The organism is Methylophilus sp. DMC18, assembly GCF_056314005.1.
Genome location: NZ_JBQUZE010000002.1, coordinates 130,248 through 148,120, shown reverse-complemented (window position 1 = coordinate 148,120; position 17,873 = coordinate 130,248). Strand labels below are relative to the sequence as shown.

At 52.0% G+C, this 17,873-nt stretch carries 16 protein-coding genes; 11 read left to right on the top strand and 5 right to left on the bottom strand.

Annotated features, from left to right (window positions below; all coding sequences use genetic code 11):
• From ACT53G_RS04585 to cysM, 3 genes are read right to left on the bottom strand one after another with little or no spacing between them, the layout of a single operon-like run.
• Positions 1-249 (bottom strand): hypothetical protein, encoded by a 249-nt coding sequence (locus ACT53G_RS04585; RefSeq protein ID WP_194748204.1) that lies wholly within the window; start codon positions 247-249, stop codon positions 1-3.
• Positions 250-291: 42 nt separating this feature from the next.
• A complete protein-coding gene (locus ACT53G_RS04580) occupies positions 292-2,226 on the bottom strand; it encodes a hypothetical protein (protein ID WP_476168836.1) in 1,935 nt (644 codons plus the stop codon).
• Between the two features lie 50 nt (positions 2,227-2,276).
• Positions 2,277-3,170, bottom strand: a complete 894-nt coding sequence (gene cysM / locus ACT53G_RS04575; RefSeq protein ID WP_275355846.1) for a cysteine synthase CysM — start codon at positions 3,168-3,170, stop codon at positions 2,277-2,279.
• A 225-nt stretch (positions 3,171-3,395) separates the two neighbouring features.
• Between cysM and ACT53G_RS04570 the strand changes: the two genes are divergently transcribed.
• Together ACT53G_RS04570 and ACT53G_RS04565 are read left to right on the top strand one after the other, a co-directional pair.
• On the top strand, positions 3,396-4,523 hold the full coding sequence (locus ACT53G_RS04570) for a GGDEF domain-containing protein (protein ID WP_275355848.1): 1,128 nt from the start codon (positions 3,396-3,398) through the stop codon (positions 4,521-4,523).
• Positions 4,524-4,561: 38 nt separating this feature from the next.
• Positions 4,562-5,656 (top strand): hypothetical protein, encoded by a 1,095-nt coding sequence (locus tag ACT53G_RS04565; RefSeq protein ID WP_476168835.1) that lies wholly within the window; start codon positions 4,562-4,564, stop codon positions 5,654-5,656.
• Here the strand turns inward: ACT53G_RS04565 and ACT53G_RS04560 are convergent.
• Positions 5,601-6,101 carry a disulfide bond formation protein B gene (locus ACT53G_RS04560; protein WP_476168834.1) on the bottom strand — a complete coding sequence of 167 codons (501 nt, stop codon included), beginning with the start codon at positions 6,099-6,101 and terminating at the stop codon, positions 5,601-5,603. The two genes, ACT53G_RS04565 and ACT53G_RS04560, sit on opposite strands and share 56 nt — an antisense overlap.
• A 139-nt stretch (positions 6,102-6,240) precedes the next feature.
• Positions 6,241-7,227 carry a lytic transglycosylase domain-containing protein gene (locus ACT53G_RS04555; protein ID WP_476168833.1) on the bottom strand — a complete coding sequence of 329 codons (987 nt, stop codon included), beginning with the start codon at positions 7,225-7,227 and terminating at the stop codon, positions 6,241-6,243.
• 214 nt (positions 7,228-7,441) lie between these two features.
• Here ACT53G_RS04555 and xseA point away from each other — a divergent pair, with 214 nt between their 5' ends.
• The 9 genes from xseA to prmB all read left to right on the top strand — a co-directional run bounded on the left by xseA (position 7,442) and on the right by prmB (position 17,848).
• The gene (gene xseA / locus ACT53G_RS04550) at positions 7,442-8,656 is read left to right on the top strand and encodes an exodeoxyribonuclease VII large subunit (RefSeq protein ID WP_194748210.1); all 1,215 of its coding nucleotides are present in this window, start codon (positions 7,442-7,444) and stop codon (positions 8,654-8,656) included.
• 122 nt (positions 8,657-8,778) lie between these two features.
• Entirely contained in the window at positions 8,779-10,662 is a 1,884-nt protein-coding gene (locus tag ACT53G_RS04545) for a potassium transporter Kup (protein ID WP_194748211.1), read from the top strand.
• 156 nt (positions 10,663-10,818) lie between these two features.
• Complete coding sequence (locus ACT53G_RS04540) at positions 10,819-11,631, top strand: M48 family metallopeptidase (RefSeq protein WP_313988443.1); 813 nt, start codon at positions 10,819-10,821, stop codon at positions 11,629-11,631.
• A gap of 100 nt (positions 11,632-11,731) precedes the next feature.
• Positions 11,732-12,559, top strand: a complete 828-nt coding sequence (gene dapD, locus ACT53G_RS04535; protein ID WP_194748213.1) for a 2,3,4,5-tetrahydropyridine-2,6-dicarboxylate N-succinyltransferase — start codon at positions 11,732-11,734, stop codon at positions 12,557-12,559.
• 353 nt (positions 12,560-12,912) lie between these two features.
• Positions 12,913-14,901: a bifunctional diguanylate cyclase/phosphodiesterase gene (locus ACT53G_RS04530; RefSeq protein WP_476168832.1), complete on the top strand. Its 1,989-nt coding sequence runs from the start codon at positions 12,913-12,915 to the stop codon at positions 14,899-14,901.
• A 79-nt stretch (positions 14,902-14,980) separates the two neighbouring features.
• A complete protein-coding gene (locus ACT53G_RS04525; RefSeq protein ID WP_476145514.1) occupies positions 14,981-15,334 on the top strand; it encodes an ArsC family reductase in 354 nt (117 codons plus the stop codon).
• Between the two features lie 5 nt (positions 15,335-15,339).
• A complete protein-coding gene (gene dapE, locus ACT53G_RS04520; RefSeq protein ID WP_338654800.1) occupies positions 15,340-16,485 on the top strand; it encodes a succinyl-diaminopimelate desuccinylase in 1,146 nt (381 codons plus the stop codon).
• A gap of 32 nt (positions 16,486-16,517) precedes the next feature.
• On the top strand, positions 16,518-16,889 hold the full coding sequence (locus tag ACT53G_RS04515; protein ID WP_194748216.1) for a GxxExxY protein: 372 nt from the start codon (positions 16,518-16,520) through the stop codon (positions 16,887-16,889).
• Positions 16,890-16,945: 56 nt separating this feature from the next.
• Positions 16,946-17,848 carry a 50S ribosomal protein L3 N(5)-glutamine methyltransferase gene (prmB, locus tag ACT53G_RS04510; RefSeq protein WP_476154186.1) on the top strand — a complete coding sequence of 301 codons (903 nt, stop codon included), beginning with the start codon at positions 16,946-16,948 and terminating at the stop codon, positions 17,846-17,848.
• Positions 17,849-17,873: the final 25 nt, after the last annotated feature.

Here is a 17,873-nt window from a genome sequence, read left to right as displayed (position 1 = left end):
TCATGGTTTGATCTCCTGAACAGAGGGGGACACAGGGTCTTGAGTCGTCGCAGGCGGGGTCGGTGCGGTCGAGCTGGCTGGCAGTTGCCAGACCTCATCAATCACCTTGTCAGCCGCTTTTTCAGCGGCAGCGGCGGGAAAGTAAATATTAATGGTGACACATGCACTGAGCAGCATGGCCAGGCTGAGTATCAAACGCTTGAAAACGACGCTGTGCCTTTGAACCGTGTTTTGTTGTTGCCTACCCATCACGCGAATTCCTTTCTTTAAAACTATCGCCATTGAGTGCGCTTATTTGACGATCATTTTGCTATTGCTATCAGTGATCCGCCGCATGCGGGCCAGCATATCTTTCCAGCTGACATATTCGGTATAGCCATTCACGTTGACTGAGGGAATCCCCTCACCTTTGACGATGACGAATCCGCCAGGAATCTGCTCAACACCGCCCATTTTACAAACATCCCCACGCAGCTCGCAGCTTAAACCCATTTTTTCATAGCCAAACTGTTTGAAAAAACGCAAAAACGTCCGTTGCAGGGCTGCCGCCGTGCCCTCACCACCCAATGCAGTGATGTTTTCGACCGCGCGTTGAGACACTTTTTTCTCAAAAGGGCCATCCGCAGTCTGTATCACAGCATTCATAGAGACAGGCTTCCAGTTTTGTAAGCGCAAATGCTGGACATCACCTTCCAGTTTGCCGGTAATCGAACCAAAATTAAACGTCCGAGTGATCTCGCCCATATCAATCTCTCGAATGCGCAGATTGGCATGCAGCTTGGGGACAGCCCCCAGCGGATCATCGACTTCCAGATCAGAGAGCGCGACTTGCCCTTTAAACAAGCTCAGCTGCATCTCCCCATCCATGCGCAAGGCATGGTTGGCATAAGTCACGAGTGGAATCTGGCCTTTGATCTCACCACGCATGGCAGGCCAGCCGAGCGCCTGGCTAAAGGTGCGCATGCTGATGGGCTGCATGTCCATCTTCAGGTGCCAGACCATGCTCTGATGTATCCAGGCGGCAGACACGTCTTCAAAGATCAAGGCGCCATCCAGCACAGGCAAGCTCAAAGTTGGACTGGTAATCGAGAACCGATTCACGTTTGCCTGCCATTGCGTTTTTCCGAGCGGAATCTTAAGCACATGGCCAGAGGCATAGCCCATGCTGATCTGCTGCGGCTGATCGTAATCCCAGGGAATATGCGCATTCAGATGGGCAAAGCCAAACTTGCCACGTTGATCTTCAACCGTGGCATCCGCAACATCCAGCTGAAACTTCACCGGCTGCAGGCCTTTGGCCTCAAAAGACCAGTCGGCTTTGCCATTCACCTTGAGCTGTCCGAACACGGAATCAGGCAGCAAAGGCTGGATAAACGACTGGTAAAGGCCGTTAAAATCGACGTCTTTGGCATCCAGCTTTAAAAACTCAAAGCGCTGGCTATCCAGATTAAACCGGCTTTGACTGTGTAAAGTGCCTACGCCTTGCAATGACAAGGTCGCTGCTTCAATCTCCAGAATGGGCGATGCATACAGGCCACGGATTTCAAATCGCTTGTTGCCCTCGGCAAAATAAAATGGTTGCCAGAACAACTCGCCTTGCTGCCATTCAAATACGCCTTGCCAGCGCCAGCCATTCGCCACCTCATGCGCAGCAATATGCATCACGCCGGTCAGTCTCTCCGCCGCATGCAAGCCTGCGGCATCACTGAATTTGGCGTCTTTCACCGCCAGTTGCAGCTCAAGCCCTCTGCTGGCCTTGGTGTTCGATGCAGTGTGCCAGGTCGGCATCACCGTCAGATTAAACGGGATATGTGAACGGACATCATGATACAAGCCATCATTACACTGCCAAGTCTCCTGACTGGCTTGTGTCGGCAACTGGCAATACACGTGGAATTTGCCCCAGACCTCATCTTGCATCGCTTTGACTTCAGCATCAACCGTCACCACTGGTTGCCGAGTTTGCGGACGGTAATCCAGATAGATGCGCGGTCGGCGTACCTGGTAATCAGGCATTTTTAACTGCTCAGAGGTAATCAGCAGGCTGGGGCGCGTACTGATCTCCAGTGTCATATCCGGGTGATCGATGCTGGCATTGCCCACCTGCAAGCGCTCGGCATGAATTTGCACATGCTGTTTGCGCTGCAAGTTGACCACCGCGTGCGGGTGGTCGAGTTGAAAGAAATCGCCCTCAACGCTCTCGGCACTGAAGCTAAGCTCGGTCACGGCCCAAAGCGGCATCGACCAACAGCACAGCAGCAGTGCCCATAGGCGCATCAATCGGGAAACACGCCTGTAGACAAATAGCGGTCGCCACGATCGCACACAATGGTGACAATCACCGCATTGTTCACTTCTTTGGAGAGTTGCATCGCCGTATACAAGGCACCGCCGCTGGAAATCCCGGCAAAAACGCCTTCTTTGGTTGCCAGTTTGCGCGTGGTCTCTTCTGCATGCTTCTGGCTCACATACCGCAACCCGTCTATGCGTTTGGGGTCATAAATTTTAGGCAGATAGGCTTCTGGCCATTTGCGGATCCCCGGGATTTGCGCCCCCTCCTCCGGCTGCACGCCGATGATCTGAATGGCAGGATTTTGCTCCTTGAGAAAGCGCGAAGTGCCCATAATCGTGCCAGTGGTGCCCATGCTGGATACAAAGTGTGTCACCGCTCCGGCGGTATCACGCCAGATTTCCGGCCCGGTCCCTTCATAATGCGCTTGCGGATTATCCAGATTGCCAAACTGATCCAGCACAATGCCCTCGCCTTCTGCTTGCAACTTCAGTGCCACATCGCGTGCCAACTCCATACTGCCGTCTTTGGGTGTCAAGATCAGTTCAGCGCCATATGCCTTCATGCTTTGACGGCGTTCAACGGACTGGTTTTCCGGCATCACCAACACCATTTTGTAACCGCGCATGGCCGCCACCATGGCCAGTGCAATGCCGGTATTGCCACTGGTCGCTTCAATCAGCGTATCGCCTGGCTTGATTTGCCCGCGTTGCTCTGCCCGCACAATCATGCTGTAGGCAGGCCGGTCTTTAACTGACCCGGCCGGATTATTGCCTTCCAGCTTGAGCAAGATCGTATTGCTCGGATTCGGGTTCATACGCTGCAAAGCCACCAGCGGCGTGTTTCCAACAAAATTGTCCAGGGTCAGGTAAGGTTTCATAGGGACCGATAATCTGTTTTCGGGGATGAAGTAAGACCACTCCGAAACATAAAAATTTGTGAATGCGCGCGTACGATGACACGCAGCAGCTTAATATATGTAAAATTCAGCGGTAATGTACAGCTAACGACAAAGTCTCAATTTTACATAATCTGATCGCATCACAAAAACAATTATTCTTTAGGATACCGGATGTTGAAAAAGTGGTTTAGCCAAGCGCTTGTCATGATGTTGCATCCCATCAAGCTTTTTCCAGCGTCCGGCGATGCGGACCACATGCGTTACAAGGTGGTTTTCCTAAACAACGTGTTTACCTTCTTTGGCATCGTGTCTTTTAGCATGGGCATCATCCGTTGGCGCGTGCATCCGCTCATCGGCATCGTGGATATTGTGTTTGGTCTGATTGCGTTTGCCTTGCTATGGGCCTTGCGCCGCAACAAACAGCGCGTCGAGCTGATCTCCGGCATTGCCCTCTGGTTATGCTTTCTCCAGTTTTTGACGGTCTATTTTCTGGCGACTGGCAACAGTACCCGGAGCGGATTATTGCTCCTTATTCTTGCTGGAGCGTTTTACCTCAAAGGCAGGCAGATGGGCTACCAGATGCTGGCGATTTTACTGTTGCTGGTGGTGGGCAATCACTTAACGCATCTCTTCCCCTCAGAATATGGTCATCTGGATATTCTGAGCTTGTGCCTGTACCTGCTTGGACAGTTTTTCATCATCCGCAACTACGAATGCCTGCGTGAAAGCCAGACCAATCATTTAAAAGCCCTGAACACCGATCTCGAAGCATTGGTCAAACAGCGGACCGAACAACTGGCTGCGGCCAATACCGCCCTGCAAGTTGAAAAAGAAAACTTAAAAACGCTGTCCAGCACCGACTTTTTAACTGGTTTGAGCAATCGTCAGCACTTTGAAACAGTGTTTGCTGAGCATACCCACACGGTCGGCAGGAAAATCTCGGATGCGCTGATTCTGATAGATATAGACCGTTTTAAATCCATCAATGACACGCACGGCCATGTCATCGGTGACCAGGTCATTAAAACCGTCGCCGAATGCATCAAGAAAAATACGCGCCTGTCTGACATTGCCGTGCGCTGGGGAGGCGATGAAATGATGATTTATGCGCCCCGCATCACCCTTGCTCAGGCGGCAAAGCTGGCCGAAAAAATCCGGCAGCAGGTACACGCCAGATCTTTGCCCGACATTGGCCAGATCAGCATCAGTTGCGGCGTGGCAATGTTGCGGATGGGGGACAGCTTGACACAATTGCTGCATCGAGCAGACCAGGCACTATATGAGGCCAAGCAGGCCGGACGCAATCAGGTCGCTATCTCCGCCGCAGAATAATCATTACAATGGCGGCCACTTGCCGCTGCTTTCTATTTATGACCATTGATTTTATGCTATTCAAAAACGCACTTCCCGCCTGTCTGACGCTGTTTACAAGCTGCCTGTTTACCAGCCCACCCCTGCATGCCGAACAATGGCATACGGTGCAAGGACGGGAAAAGTTTCTGACGGTGTCGGTTGATTTAGACTCCATGCAAGTCGGCCAGCACGAAGACATTATCCTTTTCAAGCTGCGTACAGACGATCATGACGATACGATTGCCACCAAATTGGTACAAGCCTCCTGCAGTGAGTTTTCGATGGAGGTTGAACGCGAAGTGGTATTTCACAAGTCCGAACTTGCCTCAGAGACGCTGGACTGGAAAAACGATCAGACACTCAAGCAACGGCCAGATTATGCCTCTGCCAGACTGTCGTTCTGGGGGGTGACGCAAGCCTACGGCCAGGCCATTTCGCTGGCATGCCGCATGACGGGCAATCGCGCACCGGAACGGCTGCAAAGCATGCAGCAAGACCAGTGCAGCGTCTCTAACCCGCTGTATAAAGTCGCCTGTGCCAGCCATCCCAATTGGCGGGCTAATTACAAATTGTATCTATCCCGCTCGCACGACGTCATCCACAACTGCGGCATTTCTGACGAACGCATGACCAAGCAGGCGGCCTGGTTGTTAAAAAGCGTGATGCGCTGTCAGGATGAACGCTGCGGCAACGAAATTCTGGAATACTGGATTAACCAGCGTGGCCGCGATATTGCCAGTGTGATCCATATGCAAAAGACCTCGGGCAAGGCCTGGACTATCCCCAGCGAACCCGTCCCCTTGTGCCAATCGCTGAATCAGGCTGATCAGGCAATCGCCAGCCTGCAAACCGAAGAGGTGTATGCCAAAGCCAAATATCTGGGTTGCCTCAAGCGCGAGACTGCCAAGCTTAAGGCCGCCAGCGTGCCAGCAGAGAGCATCTCGCAACAAGCAGAGCAGTCATGCGAAGCGCATTTTAAAGCCTGGCATGACGCGATTGAAAAACAAGCGGCCATGCTGGATGAAAGCACACCCGAAGTTGAGATTGAGACTTTTGCTATCCAGCGCGACGGCTACGAAATAACCAGCCAGCATACACCGCAAACAGAATAAAACTGATCAGGCCCAATTGGGGCAAGGTTAATCCCAGAAACGTCCAGTCTATGGCGGCACAATCGCCCGTACCACGAAATACCAGGGTAAGTGCTTTTTTCAGCGGGAAGTTTTCAAACATGTAATCAAAGCCGACACCACAATCGGCAAAGATTTCTTCTTTGTGTGCCTGTAGCCACCAGTGGCGTATCGCCACCCCCGAGCCGCCAAGCGCCGTCAACACCTCAATCAGGGCCAATCCGGCATGTAGCCAAGATTTGGGTGAGACAAAGGCGTGCAGCAAAAACAACAAGCCCAGACTCATGAAAATGATGCGTTGCGAGATACACAAGGGGCAGGGTTCAAGCTGGTTTTGTACTTGAATATACAAGGCGAGTGCCACAATGCCAAATCCGGCCAAAAATCCCAATACATAGCCGCCACGTCCTTTAAACCATGCTGCCATTGCCCGCTCCTACCTAATGATTAAATGCAAATTGTAATGGATAACGCAGCTAAGAGGCAGTCTGGGTGTGGGTGGTTCCCGGTTTTTTAAGTTGGCCGGGATCTCCCGGTCAAACAGCACAAAAAGTCAGCAGAAAGATTCAGGAGTTGGCCGCCGGGCTCTGCCAGTCACGCATGGCCGCAGTTTGCCTGATTTCGTGATGTTTTTTCTTGTAGTAACGCGCCACGCGCTTCACATAGTCGCGTGTCTCCGGGTACGGCGGGATGCCCTGATGCCTGGACACCGCATGTTCCCCGGCATTGTAAGCCGCTACGACGCGCTCGACATCGCCATCAAAGTAATTGATCAACCAGCGCAGGTAGGACAAGCCCCCTTTAATATTTTGCTCGGGATCATAAGCATCCTTGACGTGAAACCTGGCCTGCGTCTCGGGTAGCAATTGCATCAGGCCCTGGGCCTTTTTGCGTGAAGTTGCTTTAGGATTAAAGCCGGACTCCACTGCAATCACGGCCATCGCCAAATCAATGTCTACCCCATAAGCAGGCGCATGTTTTTTGACCAGCGTGTAAATGGGGCCGCGTTTACGGAACAGCACCTCAGCCGCTGACTGCCCCTGATTTTGCATGCAGGCGGGCAGCTTGGCCACGGAGGCATCACCAGTGCCCTGGTCCAGCCAGATCCGGGCATCGCGATGGCCTTGAATCGCCGCCAGGCTGAAAAAACGCGCGGCAATATCATGATTGACCTCCACGCCTTTGCCCATGCTGTAAAACCAGCCCATGGCAAATTGCGCATCAGGATCACGGGTTTCTGCAGCCAACGCACAGTAATGGGCGTGCGCCTCGGCATAACTGCTGATCCCAAGCGCATTTTTTGTGCCTGTCGCCAGACTCACCTGTAATTTAATGAATTGCTTGTAGGCGTCATTCTGCATCACCGCCTGCTCGCGCTTGTAGCTGGCCATGACAGGATTCGTGGTCTCGACCGCGGCTACTTCCGTCTCGGGCGGCGATTTGTCAGACGTTTCATCCGCCTGCGCCTGCGCAACCAGTCCCAAGCCATGCACAGCACTTGTGTACAGACAACACATAAAAAATGATCGCGCAAAAAATAAATATTTTTTCATTCGCATACAATCCTGAGGGAAATGACCTTGCTTCAAGGTCAGACAGTCATCAACCATTCCCATGCTGCTCATATCAAGACGCCGCTTTTACCCAAAAGTGCCCCTCTATATTGAATCAGTGTTCAGCATCCCCACAGAGCGCCTCTGCTCAGACACCGGCCACTCGATGAAAGACATAGCCAAATCCAGCGGGGCTGAGGGATAATGTGCAGCTATGGCTAGCTTGTTATCGACATCATTCAAACAAATCTTGAGTGTCAGCGACCTCACCCGACTCACCAAAGAGTTGCTGGAAACCAGTTTCCCCCTCTTTTGGATCTCGGGCGAGCTCTCAAACTTCACCCGTGCCGCCAGTGGCCACTGGTATTTTTCGCTCAAGGATGAACGCGCACAAATCCGTTGTGTGATGTTTAAAGGGCGCAATAGCGTATTAGGCATGGTGCCGCGCGAAGGGGACCTGATTGAGGCGCGTGCCACGGTCACGCTGTATGAAGCCAGAGGCGATGTACAACTGACGGTGGAATTTATGCAGCCCGCTGGCCTGGGCAAATTGTATGAAGCTTATGAACAACTCAAGCAGCGCTTACAAAACGAAGGGCTGTTTGCTGCCGAGCGTAAACAAGCCATTCCGGCCAATCCGCAACGCATAGGCGTGGTGACCTCAGCGGATGCCGCCGCCTTGCGCGATGTGTTAACCGCCATCCGCCGCCGTGCGCCGGCCATGTCTGTCATCATCTACCCGACGCCGGTGCAAGGCAAAGGCGCTGCCGAGCTGATTGCGCAAGCCATTCATCTGGCTGATCAGCGGCAAGAGGTGGATACGCTGCTGATTTGCCGCGGTGGTGGCAGCATAGAAGACTTATGGTCATTTAATGAAGAGGTGGTTGCACGCGCAATCGCCGCTTGTCGCCTGCCGACCATTAGCGGGGTGGGCCATGAAACAGATTTCACCATTGCCGATTTTGTCGCTGACTTGCGCGCGGCCACACCGACAGCGGCAGCCGAATTGGCCTGCCCGGATCAGGCGCAGCTTCGCGATCAACTCAGGCAATTACAATTAAGGCTGGGCCGGGCCATGCAATCTTGCTTGCGCCAGCAAAGCCAGACCCTGGACTACTTGTCCAGACGCCTGATCTCCCCCACCCAGCATCTGCAACAACAGCGCCGCGGTCTGCAGCAATGGCAACACAGACTGCAACTGGCCATGCAGCAAGGTTTACAAACGCAACAACGCAAACTGCAATACCTGTCCGCCAGCCTGCAACAACTCAACCCGCATCAGGTGTTGGCCAGGGGCTATGCCATTGTGCAAAAAGCCGATGGCCGCGCAGTGACCGCGGCCAGCGAACTCAGCCTGCAGACGCCCTTGAAACTGACCTTGCATCAAGGTCAGGCAGAGGTGGTGGTGACGCAAATCAGCCCCGACTAGGCGCTCCACTTTTCGTGTAATCGTCCACATGCATTTAGGTCATCAAGATAATTTGCGTCAAAATCTTTGGTGAAGCTCTAAAATTACCCGATAATAATCGTTTGTCTTTAGCTGTTCACACAATGGACCATACAAAAAATCAGCAAACGGCGCTCCATACCATGGCTCTCGCCGCGCTAGGTGTCGTTTTCGGTGACATTGGCACCAGCCCGCTCTACACCATGAAAGAAGTCTTTGCAGTCGGGCACCACCCACTGTTACTGACACAAGCCAATGTCTACGGCATCTTGTCGCTAATCACCTGGGCACTGCTGCTGATTGTGTCGTTCAAATATGTGGCCTTTATCATGCGGGCAGATAACCGTGGTGAAGGCGGCATCATGGCGATGCTATCTTTGGCCAGCCGTTATGCTGGCGGCGAACCGGACCAGCGTAAACGCATCATGCTGCTAGGCATTATCGGGGCCTGTATGTTTTATGCCGACGGCATGATCACCCCCGCCATTTCCGTGCTCTCAGCGGTTGAGGGCCTCGAGGTGGCAGCACCGCAACTGGATAGCTGGATCGTCCCAATTACTTTGTGCGTCCTGTTTGTACTGTTCTGGGCACAAAGCAAAGGCACCGCTGTCGTCGGTGCTTTTTTTGGTCCTATCATGCTGACCTGGTTCTCGGTATTAGGCATTTTGGGCATCCTCAATATCAGTCATCATCCCGAAATTCTCAAGGCTTTAAGCCCCTTCTACGCTTATCAGTTTTTTGCCACCCAGCCCAAAATTGCGTTTATTGCGCTCGGTGCGGTGGTGCTGGCCGTGACCGGTGCCGAAGCCTTGTATGCCGACATGGGTCATTTTGGCCGTAAACCGATTCGCCTGGCCTGGTTTTTGTTCGTGTTGCCTGCACTGATTTGCAACTACTTTGGGCAAGGCGCACTTATTCTGGCCGAGCCAGAGTCCATTCAAAACCCGTTTTACCACCTGGCCCCAGACTGGGCCTTGTTCCCGCTGATTATCCTGGCAACCCTGGCGACCGTGATTGCCTCCCAGGCCGTGATTACCGGCGCGTTCTCTGTTTCGCGCCAGGCCTTGCAACTTGGCTTTATTCCGCGCATGCATGTTTCGCACACCTCAGAGCAAACAGAGGGCCAGGTCTACATGCCGCGTGTCAACTGGGGCCTAATGGTCGCAGTCATGGGCCTGGTGCTGATTTTTGGCAGCTCTGGTGACCTGGCGGCAGCCTACGGTATTGCCGTCACCGGCGATATGGTCATCACGACCTTGCTGGCGGCCGTGGTGTTCCACCACCTGTGGGGCTGGAGCAAACTCAAAACGGCCTGCCTGATTTCGCTATTTCTTGTCATTGACCTCTCGTTTTTTGCGGCCAACATTCTCAAAATCCCGGATGGTGGCTGGGTGCCTTTATTGATCGGCATCATCATCTTCACGCTGATGCGTACCTGGAAAACCGGGCGTAGACTGCTCTACCAAATCCTCAAGTCCGAATCCATGGAGCTGATCCCGTTTGTGCAAGCGATTGGGGCGCACCCGCCCGCCCGCGTCAATGGTGCAGGCGTGTTTATGACGCCCAACCCGGATGGTGTGCCGCATGCGCTGCTACATAATCTCAAACACAACAAGGTACTGCATGACAAAGTGGTGATCCTGACGGTGCGTTTTGTTGATTACCCCTACACCACGCTGGAAGAGCGCGCCTCGATGGAGGTGCTGCCTTACGGTTTTTACCGCGTGACCTTGCGTTATGGTTATATGGACGAACCAGACTTGCCACGTGACCTGCCATTGACCGAGCCCTTTGGCCTCACGCTGGACACCATGGATACCTCGTTCTTTATCGGCAAGGAAATCCTGCTGGCCTCGGATAAACCCGGCATGGCGTTCTGGCGTAAAAAAATCTTTATTGGCTTATTTAGAACGGCAGAGTCGATTACCAACCAGTTCAAATTACCACCTAACCGGGTGGTAGAGCTAGGCTCGCAAGTCAAAATTTAACCAGAATGACTGATACTTAAGAACCAGGCATTCAGCGATCAGCAACGACATGCATTCTGCACTGAATGGGTAGACTGATCGCAGCACCTGAATGGAATGATCATAAAAACGAATGGTCACTGCCAATACGTGACCGAGAAACAAGAGGAGAAACACATGCCGACCATTAAAACCCTGGGAATCGCCTGCCTGTGCGCCTTGTTGTCTGCCTGCGCCAGCACCACCAACAATAGCGTCTCGGGCGTACAGCGTAGTCAACTCTTGCTGTTGCCCTCAGCGACCGTGGATAAAATGTCTGCGCAATCGTATACGCAAACCCTGCAAGATGCGCAAAAGAACCATACCCTTAACGCGGATAAGGCCTTGCTGAATCGCGTGACTACCATTTCTCACCGCCTGATCGCCCAGGTCGGCGTGTTCCGGCCAGATGCCACCAAATGGAAATGGGAAATCAATGTCGAAAAAAATGACCAGCTCAATGCCTATTGCATGCCTGGCGGCAAGATCATGGTGTTTTCCGGTCTGGCCGAAAAACTCAATGCCACCGATGATGAGTTAGCCGCGGTGATTGGCCACGAAATCTCGCATGCCTTGCGTGAGCATGGCCGTGAGCGTATGTCACAAGCCTATGTACAGCAATTCGGTTTGCAGGCACTCGCTGCCTACATAGGCGGCACCGCGGGCAATATGGCGGCACAAGGCGCCAGCATGGGCAGCCAGCTGTTCTTCTCCTTGCCCAATGGCCGTGAACAGGAGCGTGAAGCGGATCGCATAGGGCTGGAGCTGGCGGCGCGCGCCGGTTACAACCCGGAAGCCGCAGTCAGCTTATGGAAGAAAATGATGGCGGCCAACAAGGAAGCGCCCCCGGAATTCTTAAGTACGCACCCTTCCAGTGAAAACCGTATTAAAGACCTGCAGGCACTGGTGCCCAAGGTCATGCCGCTCTACTTAGCCGCCAAAGGCAAGTAAGCGCTGGCGTAAAGGGCCGTCTTTCATCGACGGCCCCTGCCCTTTCAAAATTAGGTTAAAATTTCGGGTTTACTGTTTTTCAATCGAACAAGAGAAGATTATGGATCCACGTCAAAGCATTATTGAAGCGGCCTTTGAAGACCGCGCCAACATCAACCCTGCCAATGCACCGGCAGACGTCAAAGCCACCGTGGCTTCTATTCTGGATGATCTGGATGCAGGCAAACTGCGTGTGGCTACCCGGATTGGCGATAGCCAGCAATGGGAAACGCATCAGTGGATCAAAAAAGCGGTCTTGCTGTCCTTCCGCCTCAAAGACAACTATTTGATGGATGATGGCGTCACCCGCTACTTCGATAAAGTGGATCCAAAATTTGCCAACTACACCGAAGAAGACTTCAAGGCAGGTGGCTTCCGCGTGGTGCCTAACGCCATAGTGCGCAAAGGCTCTTTCATTGCGAAAAATGCTGTCTTGATGCCGTCTTACGTCAACATTGGCGCTTACGTTGGTGAAGGCACCATGGTAGACACCTGGGCAACCGTAGGTTCCTGCGCACAAATCGGTAAAAATGTGCACTTATCCGGCGGTGTTGGCATTGGTGGCGTACTGGAACCTGTACAAGCCGGTCCAACCATCATTGGCGATAACTGCTTCGTCGGCGCGCGCTCAGAAGTGGTTGAAGGCGTGGTGGTTGAAGACAACTGCGTGATTTCCATGGGCGTTTACATCGGCCAATCCACTAAAATCTATGACCGCGAAACCGGCGAAGTGCATTATGGTCGCGTGCCTGCAGGTTCTGTGGTCGTTTCAGGCAACCTGCCTTCCAGCGATGGCAAGTACAGCCTGTATTGCGCCGTCATCGTGAAAAAAGTGGATGCCAAAACCTTGGGTAAAGTTGGCATCAACGAGTTGTTGCGCGGCATTTAATACGCCTGCCGAAATAAAATAAAGAGTCACTTCAACCGGCCTGCTCAAGTTATTGCGCGCCGGTTCCGATAAAGGAGTGACTCTCAATACCGTAAAGATGTCCCGCAAGCAAGACAGCGTGAGCATTCTTGAATAGTTGAGTGTTAACCCGTTGGAGAGTCAGTAGTCCGAGCAATCCCAGCAGCAAAGCAATGAGCAATACAGAGCAAGCACAAAGAACAAGTAGTCGTGCCACACATTAAACAATCAAAATAAACGTGCAATTACTTATGATAACAACGCAAATGCTATTGGTCGCACTCTTTACATCCAGCGTCGTTGGATGCTTTTTTGCGTTCAAACTGGTTGATCGTTTGCGTGTTGCCACTCCCAAAGAGCATGACTTCATGCTCAAAAAATATGCCGTCGTCATGGCAGCTGGTATCTTCAGCCTGCATGCTGGCTACCAGTTTCTCGCAGATAATATCCCTAAGGTTAGCCAACATCCTATCGACCTAATTGGCTGCATGCTGTGCAGCTATCTGTTGGCGGCCGCTATCCTCAAAACGGTCCATAAAAAAAGACTGCCCTTACGTGATCTGCTCTCCGCTTCTGCGGCCACCGGCATCAGTGGCTACCTGCTGTCTTATTTTTATCAGATCAGTGCCGGGGCCATCAATATCCGTATAGACAGCTGGACGGCCCTGTTTTCTCTGTTCCTGGCCTGCCTGACCGCCGCCCTGGCGATTGTCACCATCCTCTGGCTCAAAGGCTATAGCGGCAAACTCGAAAAACGTTTGAAGTGGATGTTTTCGATAGAAATTGCACTGGGCTTTTTGGCCTCGCACACAGCCATCAACCTCAGTATTGTGCATAACAATATGCTGATTGGGCAGCCCAGCGATCAAGCCGATAATTATTTAATGCTGCTGCTGGTTCTGGTCCCGGTCTTTTTATTTATCACCTCATTTATTCTGGTGATTTTTTATGAGCGCAACATCGATCTAGCGCAAAGCAAACTGACCTTCCGCAATACGCAAACCGTCAATAAAAAATTCCTGGCCTATGACCCACTCACGCACTTGCCCAACCGGGATGCCTTGAACCAGCACCTGATCCTGAGTGCCAAGCGCTGTGACCGTAACGGGGAGTCGCTGGCCCTGGCTTATATCGACCTGGATCACTTCAAACCGGTCAATGACCAGTTTGGTCACCATATTGGCGATTTGCTACTGATTGAAGTCTCCAAGCGTATCAGCAATGCCATCCGCAATTGTGATTATGTGGCACGTGCCGGTGGCGACGAGTTTATTGCCGTTTTAAGTGAGATTGAAAATCACCAGAGCGTGGTCACCGTGATTCAGCGTGTGGTGGATGCGTTACGCGAAACCTTTGTCATTGAAGATCACGTGATTGAGATTTCGTGCTCAGTGGGCGTCTCCATGTATCCACAAGACGGCAACCTGCAAAAACTCAAACTGAATGCAGACGCCGCCATGTACAAGGCCAAGGAAAACGGTAAAAACCAGTATCGTTTCTTTGATGCCGAGATCGAGCAAGCCTCTGACGAGATGCAACAAACCCGTATTGAACTCAAGCAAGCCATTAGCGAGCAAGAGTTCAGGCTACTGTTTCAGCCCAAAGTGGATGCCATCACGCGCATGGTCCATGGCGCCGAAGCGCTGTTACGCTGGCAGCATCCGGCGCGCGGACTGCTCTCCCCCAACAGTTTTATTGAGGCGGCGGAGCGCTTTGGCATGATTGAAGAAATCAACGCCTGGGTCATCTCCCAGGCCTGCCGCACGATTAGCCAGGCACGCGATCGCGGCATAGACCTAAGCATTTCAGTCAATATGTCCAACCAGCAGTTCCGCAACAAACAGTTGGGCGCGCTGATTCAATCGATTCTTGAAGCGCATGCCGTAGAATCCCGCAACCTCATTCTTGAAGTGTCTGAAACTAACGCCATTCATCATCAGGGCCAGTTCAAGGACACCTTGCGCCAATTTAAACAGCAGGGCCTTAAAATCTCGCTGGATGATTTTGGCTTGCATCCGTTCAGCCTCACACATTTAGAAGACCTGGAAGTCAGCGAAGTCAAACTGGACCGCTCCCTGACCAAAAACGTGGCGGTTTCGCACACCTCGCTCTCGATTGTTGAGGCTATCGTCAAACTGGCGCATGCACTCAATCTGAACGTCGTCGCCGAAGGCGTGGAAGACGAGGAGCAGCGCAAAGCGCTGGTCAACATCGGCTGTGACCAAATGCAGGGTTTCCTGTTCTCAAAACCGGTAGAGCAACAATACCTGTTTGATGTATTCAGCAAACTGCAATCGCAGTCAGCAACCCAAAACTTGTTCTGAGGTTATGTGAACACCGCAATAAATGGCGACGCCATCTGCCGTGGCTGGTAAAATAAGTTTTTTAGCTTGATGATCAGCCATGAAACTATACGGCATCCCCAATTGCAATACCGTCAAAAAAGCGCGTGACTGGCTGGACCAACACGCCATTGCATACGAATTTCACGACTTCAAGAAACAGGGCCTGGATAGCGTTACCGGACAAGCCTGGCTACAACAATATCCTTGGGAAAAACTGGTGAACCGCAGCGGGATGACCTGGCGTAATTTGGCCGAACCGGAAAAAAATAGCGTAGTAGATGCTGCCTCTGCACTTGCCCTGATGCAGTCCAAAACCTCGGTGATTAAACGCCCGGTATTGGTCAACGCCGATAAAATCATCGCCCTCGGTTTTAATGAAGCCGATTACCGCCAACTGTTTGCTCAAGAATAACCACTATGTCAAAAACACTGGATCTTGCCATTGATTTACTTAAACGCCGCTCGCTGACGCCAGAAGATGCTGGCTGTCAGGAGGCCATGATTGCCCGCCTGGCGCCACTGGGGTTCAAGATTGAGCGCATGCGTTTTGGCGAGGTCGATAACTTTTATGCCAGACGCGGCACCACCGGTCCACTGATCGTGTTTGCCGGCCATACCGATGTCGTCCCCACTGGCCCGTTGGATCAATGGCATACGCCACCGTTTGAGCCTACGATTAAAGACGGCATGCTGTATGCACGCGGCGCGGCAGACATGAAAACCTCGCTCGCTGCGTTTATCACCAGCATCGAAGAATTTATCGCCGAACATCCTGACCATCCTGGTTCGATTGGCCTGCTGATCACCTCAGATGAAGAAGGCATTGCGATTGAGGGCACCGTCAAAGTGGTGGAGGCGTTGCAAGCCCGTGGCGAAAGCTTTGATTACTGCATTGTGGGTGAGCCCACCAGCAACAAAGTGGTCGGTGACATGATTAAAAATGGCAGACGTGGCTCCCTGTCCGGCAAACTCATCGTCAAAGGCATTCAGGGCCATATTGCCTATCCGCATCTGGTGAAAAACCCGATTCATCTGGCAGCTCCGGCCATTAAAGACATGGTTGAAACCGTATGGGACAACGGCAACGAATATTTTCCGCCGACTTCCTGGCAGATTTCTAACATTAACGGCGGCACCGGCGCGACCAATGTGGTGCCTGGGCATGTCGAGATATTGTTTAATTTCCGTTACTGCCCTGAAGTGGATGGGCAAGGCAGCTCTGAACAAAGTTTGCGTACGCGCGTCCACGCGATTCTGGACAGCCACGGCTTTGAATATAGCCTGGACTGGGAACATAACCAGTCCTATATCACGCCACGCGGCAAGCTGGTAGAAGCTATCAGCAACGCGATTGTGCAGAGTTACGGGGTCACGCCCGAGCTGTCTACCACTGGCGGCACCTCCGACGGGCGTTTTATTGCCGATATCTGCAAAGAAGTGATTGAATTCGGGCCGTTAAATGCCACCATCCATAAATTGAACGAATGCGTCGCCGTGGCCGATATCGAGCCTCTCAAGGAAACCTACAAGCGCACCATGGAATTATTGCTAACAGCTGATTAAGCCACAGATAAACACAGAAGGACACAGATAAGATGCTGTTAGAAACTGCGTTGACAAATAGGATAATCGGCTGTGCTTACGAAGTGAGTAATACATTGGGGGTAGGTTTTTTAGAAAAGGTCTATGAAAATGCACTCGCTATCGAGCTTAAAAATGCAAATTTGTTAGTAGAACAACAAGTCCCTCTTGATGTTACTTATCAGTCGACAATCGTCGGACATTTTGTATGCGATTTACGTGTCAATCAGTCAGTGATTGTTGAACTAAAGGCTTGCTCTGGCATTGATAACGCACATATTGCGCAATGTATGAACTACCTTAAAGCCAGTCAACATCGTTTTGGTTTAATTATCAATTTTGGCAAACCAAAAGTAGAAGTTAAACGTGTTGTAAATGGCTATTGAGTCTAATTGTTAAGGGTTTAATCTGTGTCTATCCGTGTTTATCTGTGGCTAAAATAATGACAACCAACCTACATACCATCCGCGACTGGCTGCGCTATGCCGTCAGCCGTTTTGAAAACTCTGACATTTTTTATGGTCATGGCACCGATAACAGCTATGACGAAGCTGTCTGGCTGATCATGAGCGCACTGCATTTGCCGCATGACACCCTGAATAACTTTCTGGATGCGCGTTTAACCACAGAGGAAAGCCAACACTTAGCAACCTTGATCGACAAGCGGGTCACAGAACATACGCCCACCGCCTACCTGGTGAATGAAGCCTGGCTGCGCGGGTTCAAGTTTTACGTCGATGAACGCGTCATCGTGCCACGCTCATTTATTGCCGAATTGCTGGAAGATGGCTTGCAGCCCTGGGTAGAGTTTCCGGAAATGGTGGAATCCGCAGCGGATATTTGTACCGGCTCGGGCTGCCTGGGCGTGTTACTGGCCGAGGCCTTTCCCAATGCGCATATTGATGTGGTGGATATCTCCCCGGATGCCATTGAGGTCTGTAATATCAACATCCAGCGCTACGGACTTGAGCATCAGGTGCAAGCGGTGCAATCCGATATGTTTACCGCACTCAAAGGCCGTAAATATGACGTGATTATCAGCAATCCGCCTTATGTAGATGCCCCTAGCATGGCTGAGTTACCAGAAGAGTACCGCAAAGAGCCGCAACTGGCTTTGGGCAGCGGTGTTGCCGGGCTGGACCATACCCACGTCCTGCTGACGCAGGCAGCTGAATACTTGAATGATGGCGGCGTGCTAGTGGTAGAAATCGGCCACAACCGTGACGCCTTGCATGAAGCCTATCCAGACTTACCCTTTACCTGGCTGGATACCAGCGGCGGCGACCAGTTTGTGTTTATGCTCACTAAAGAAGACTTGCTGGAAGCTGGGCTGCACACTGAATAACGTGTTATCAGCGTAGGCATCACAG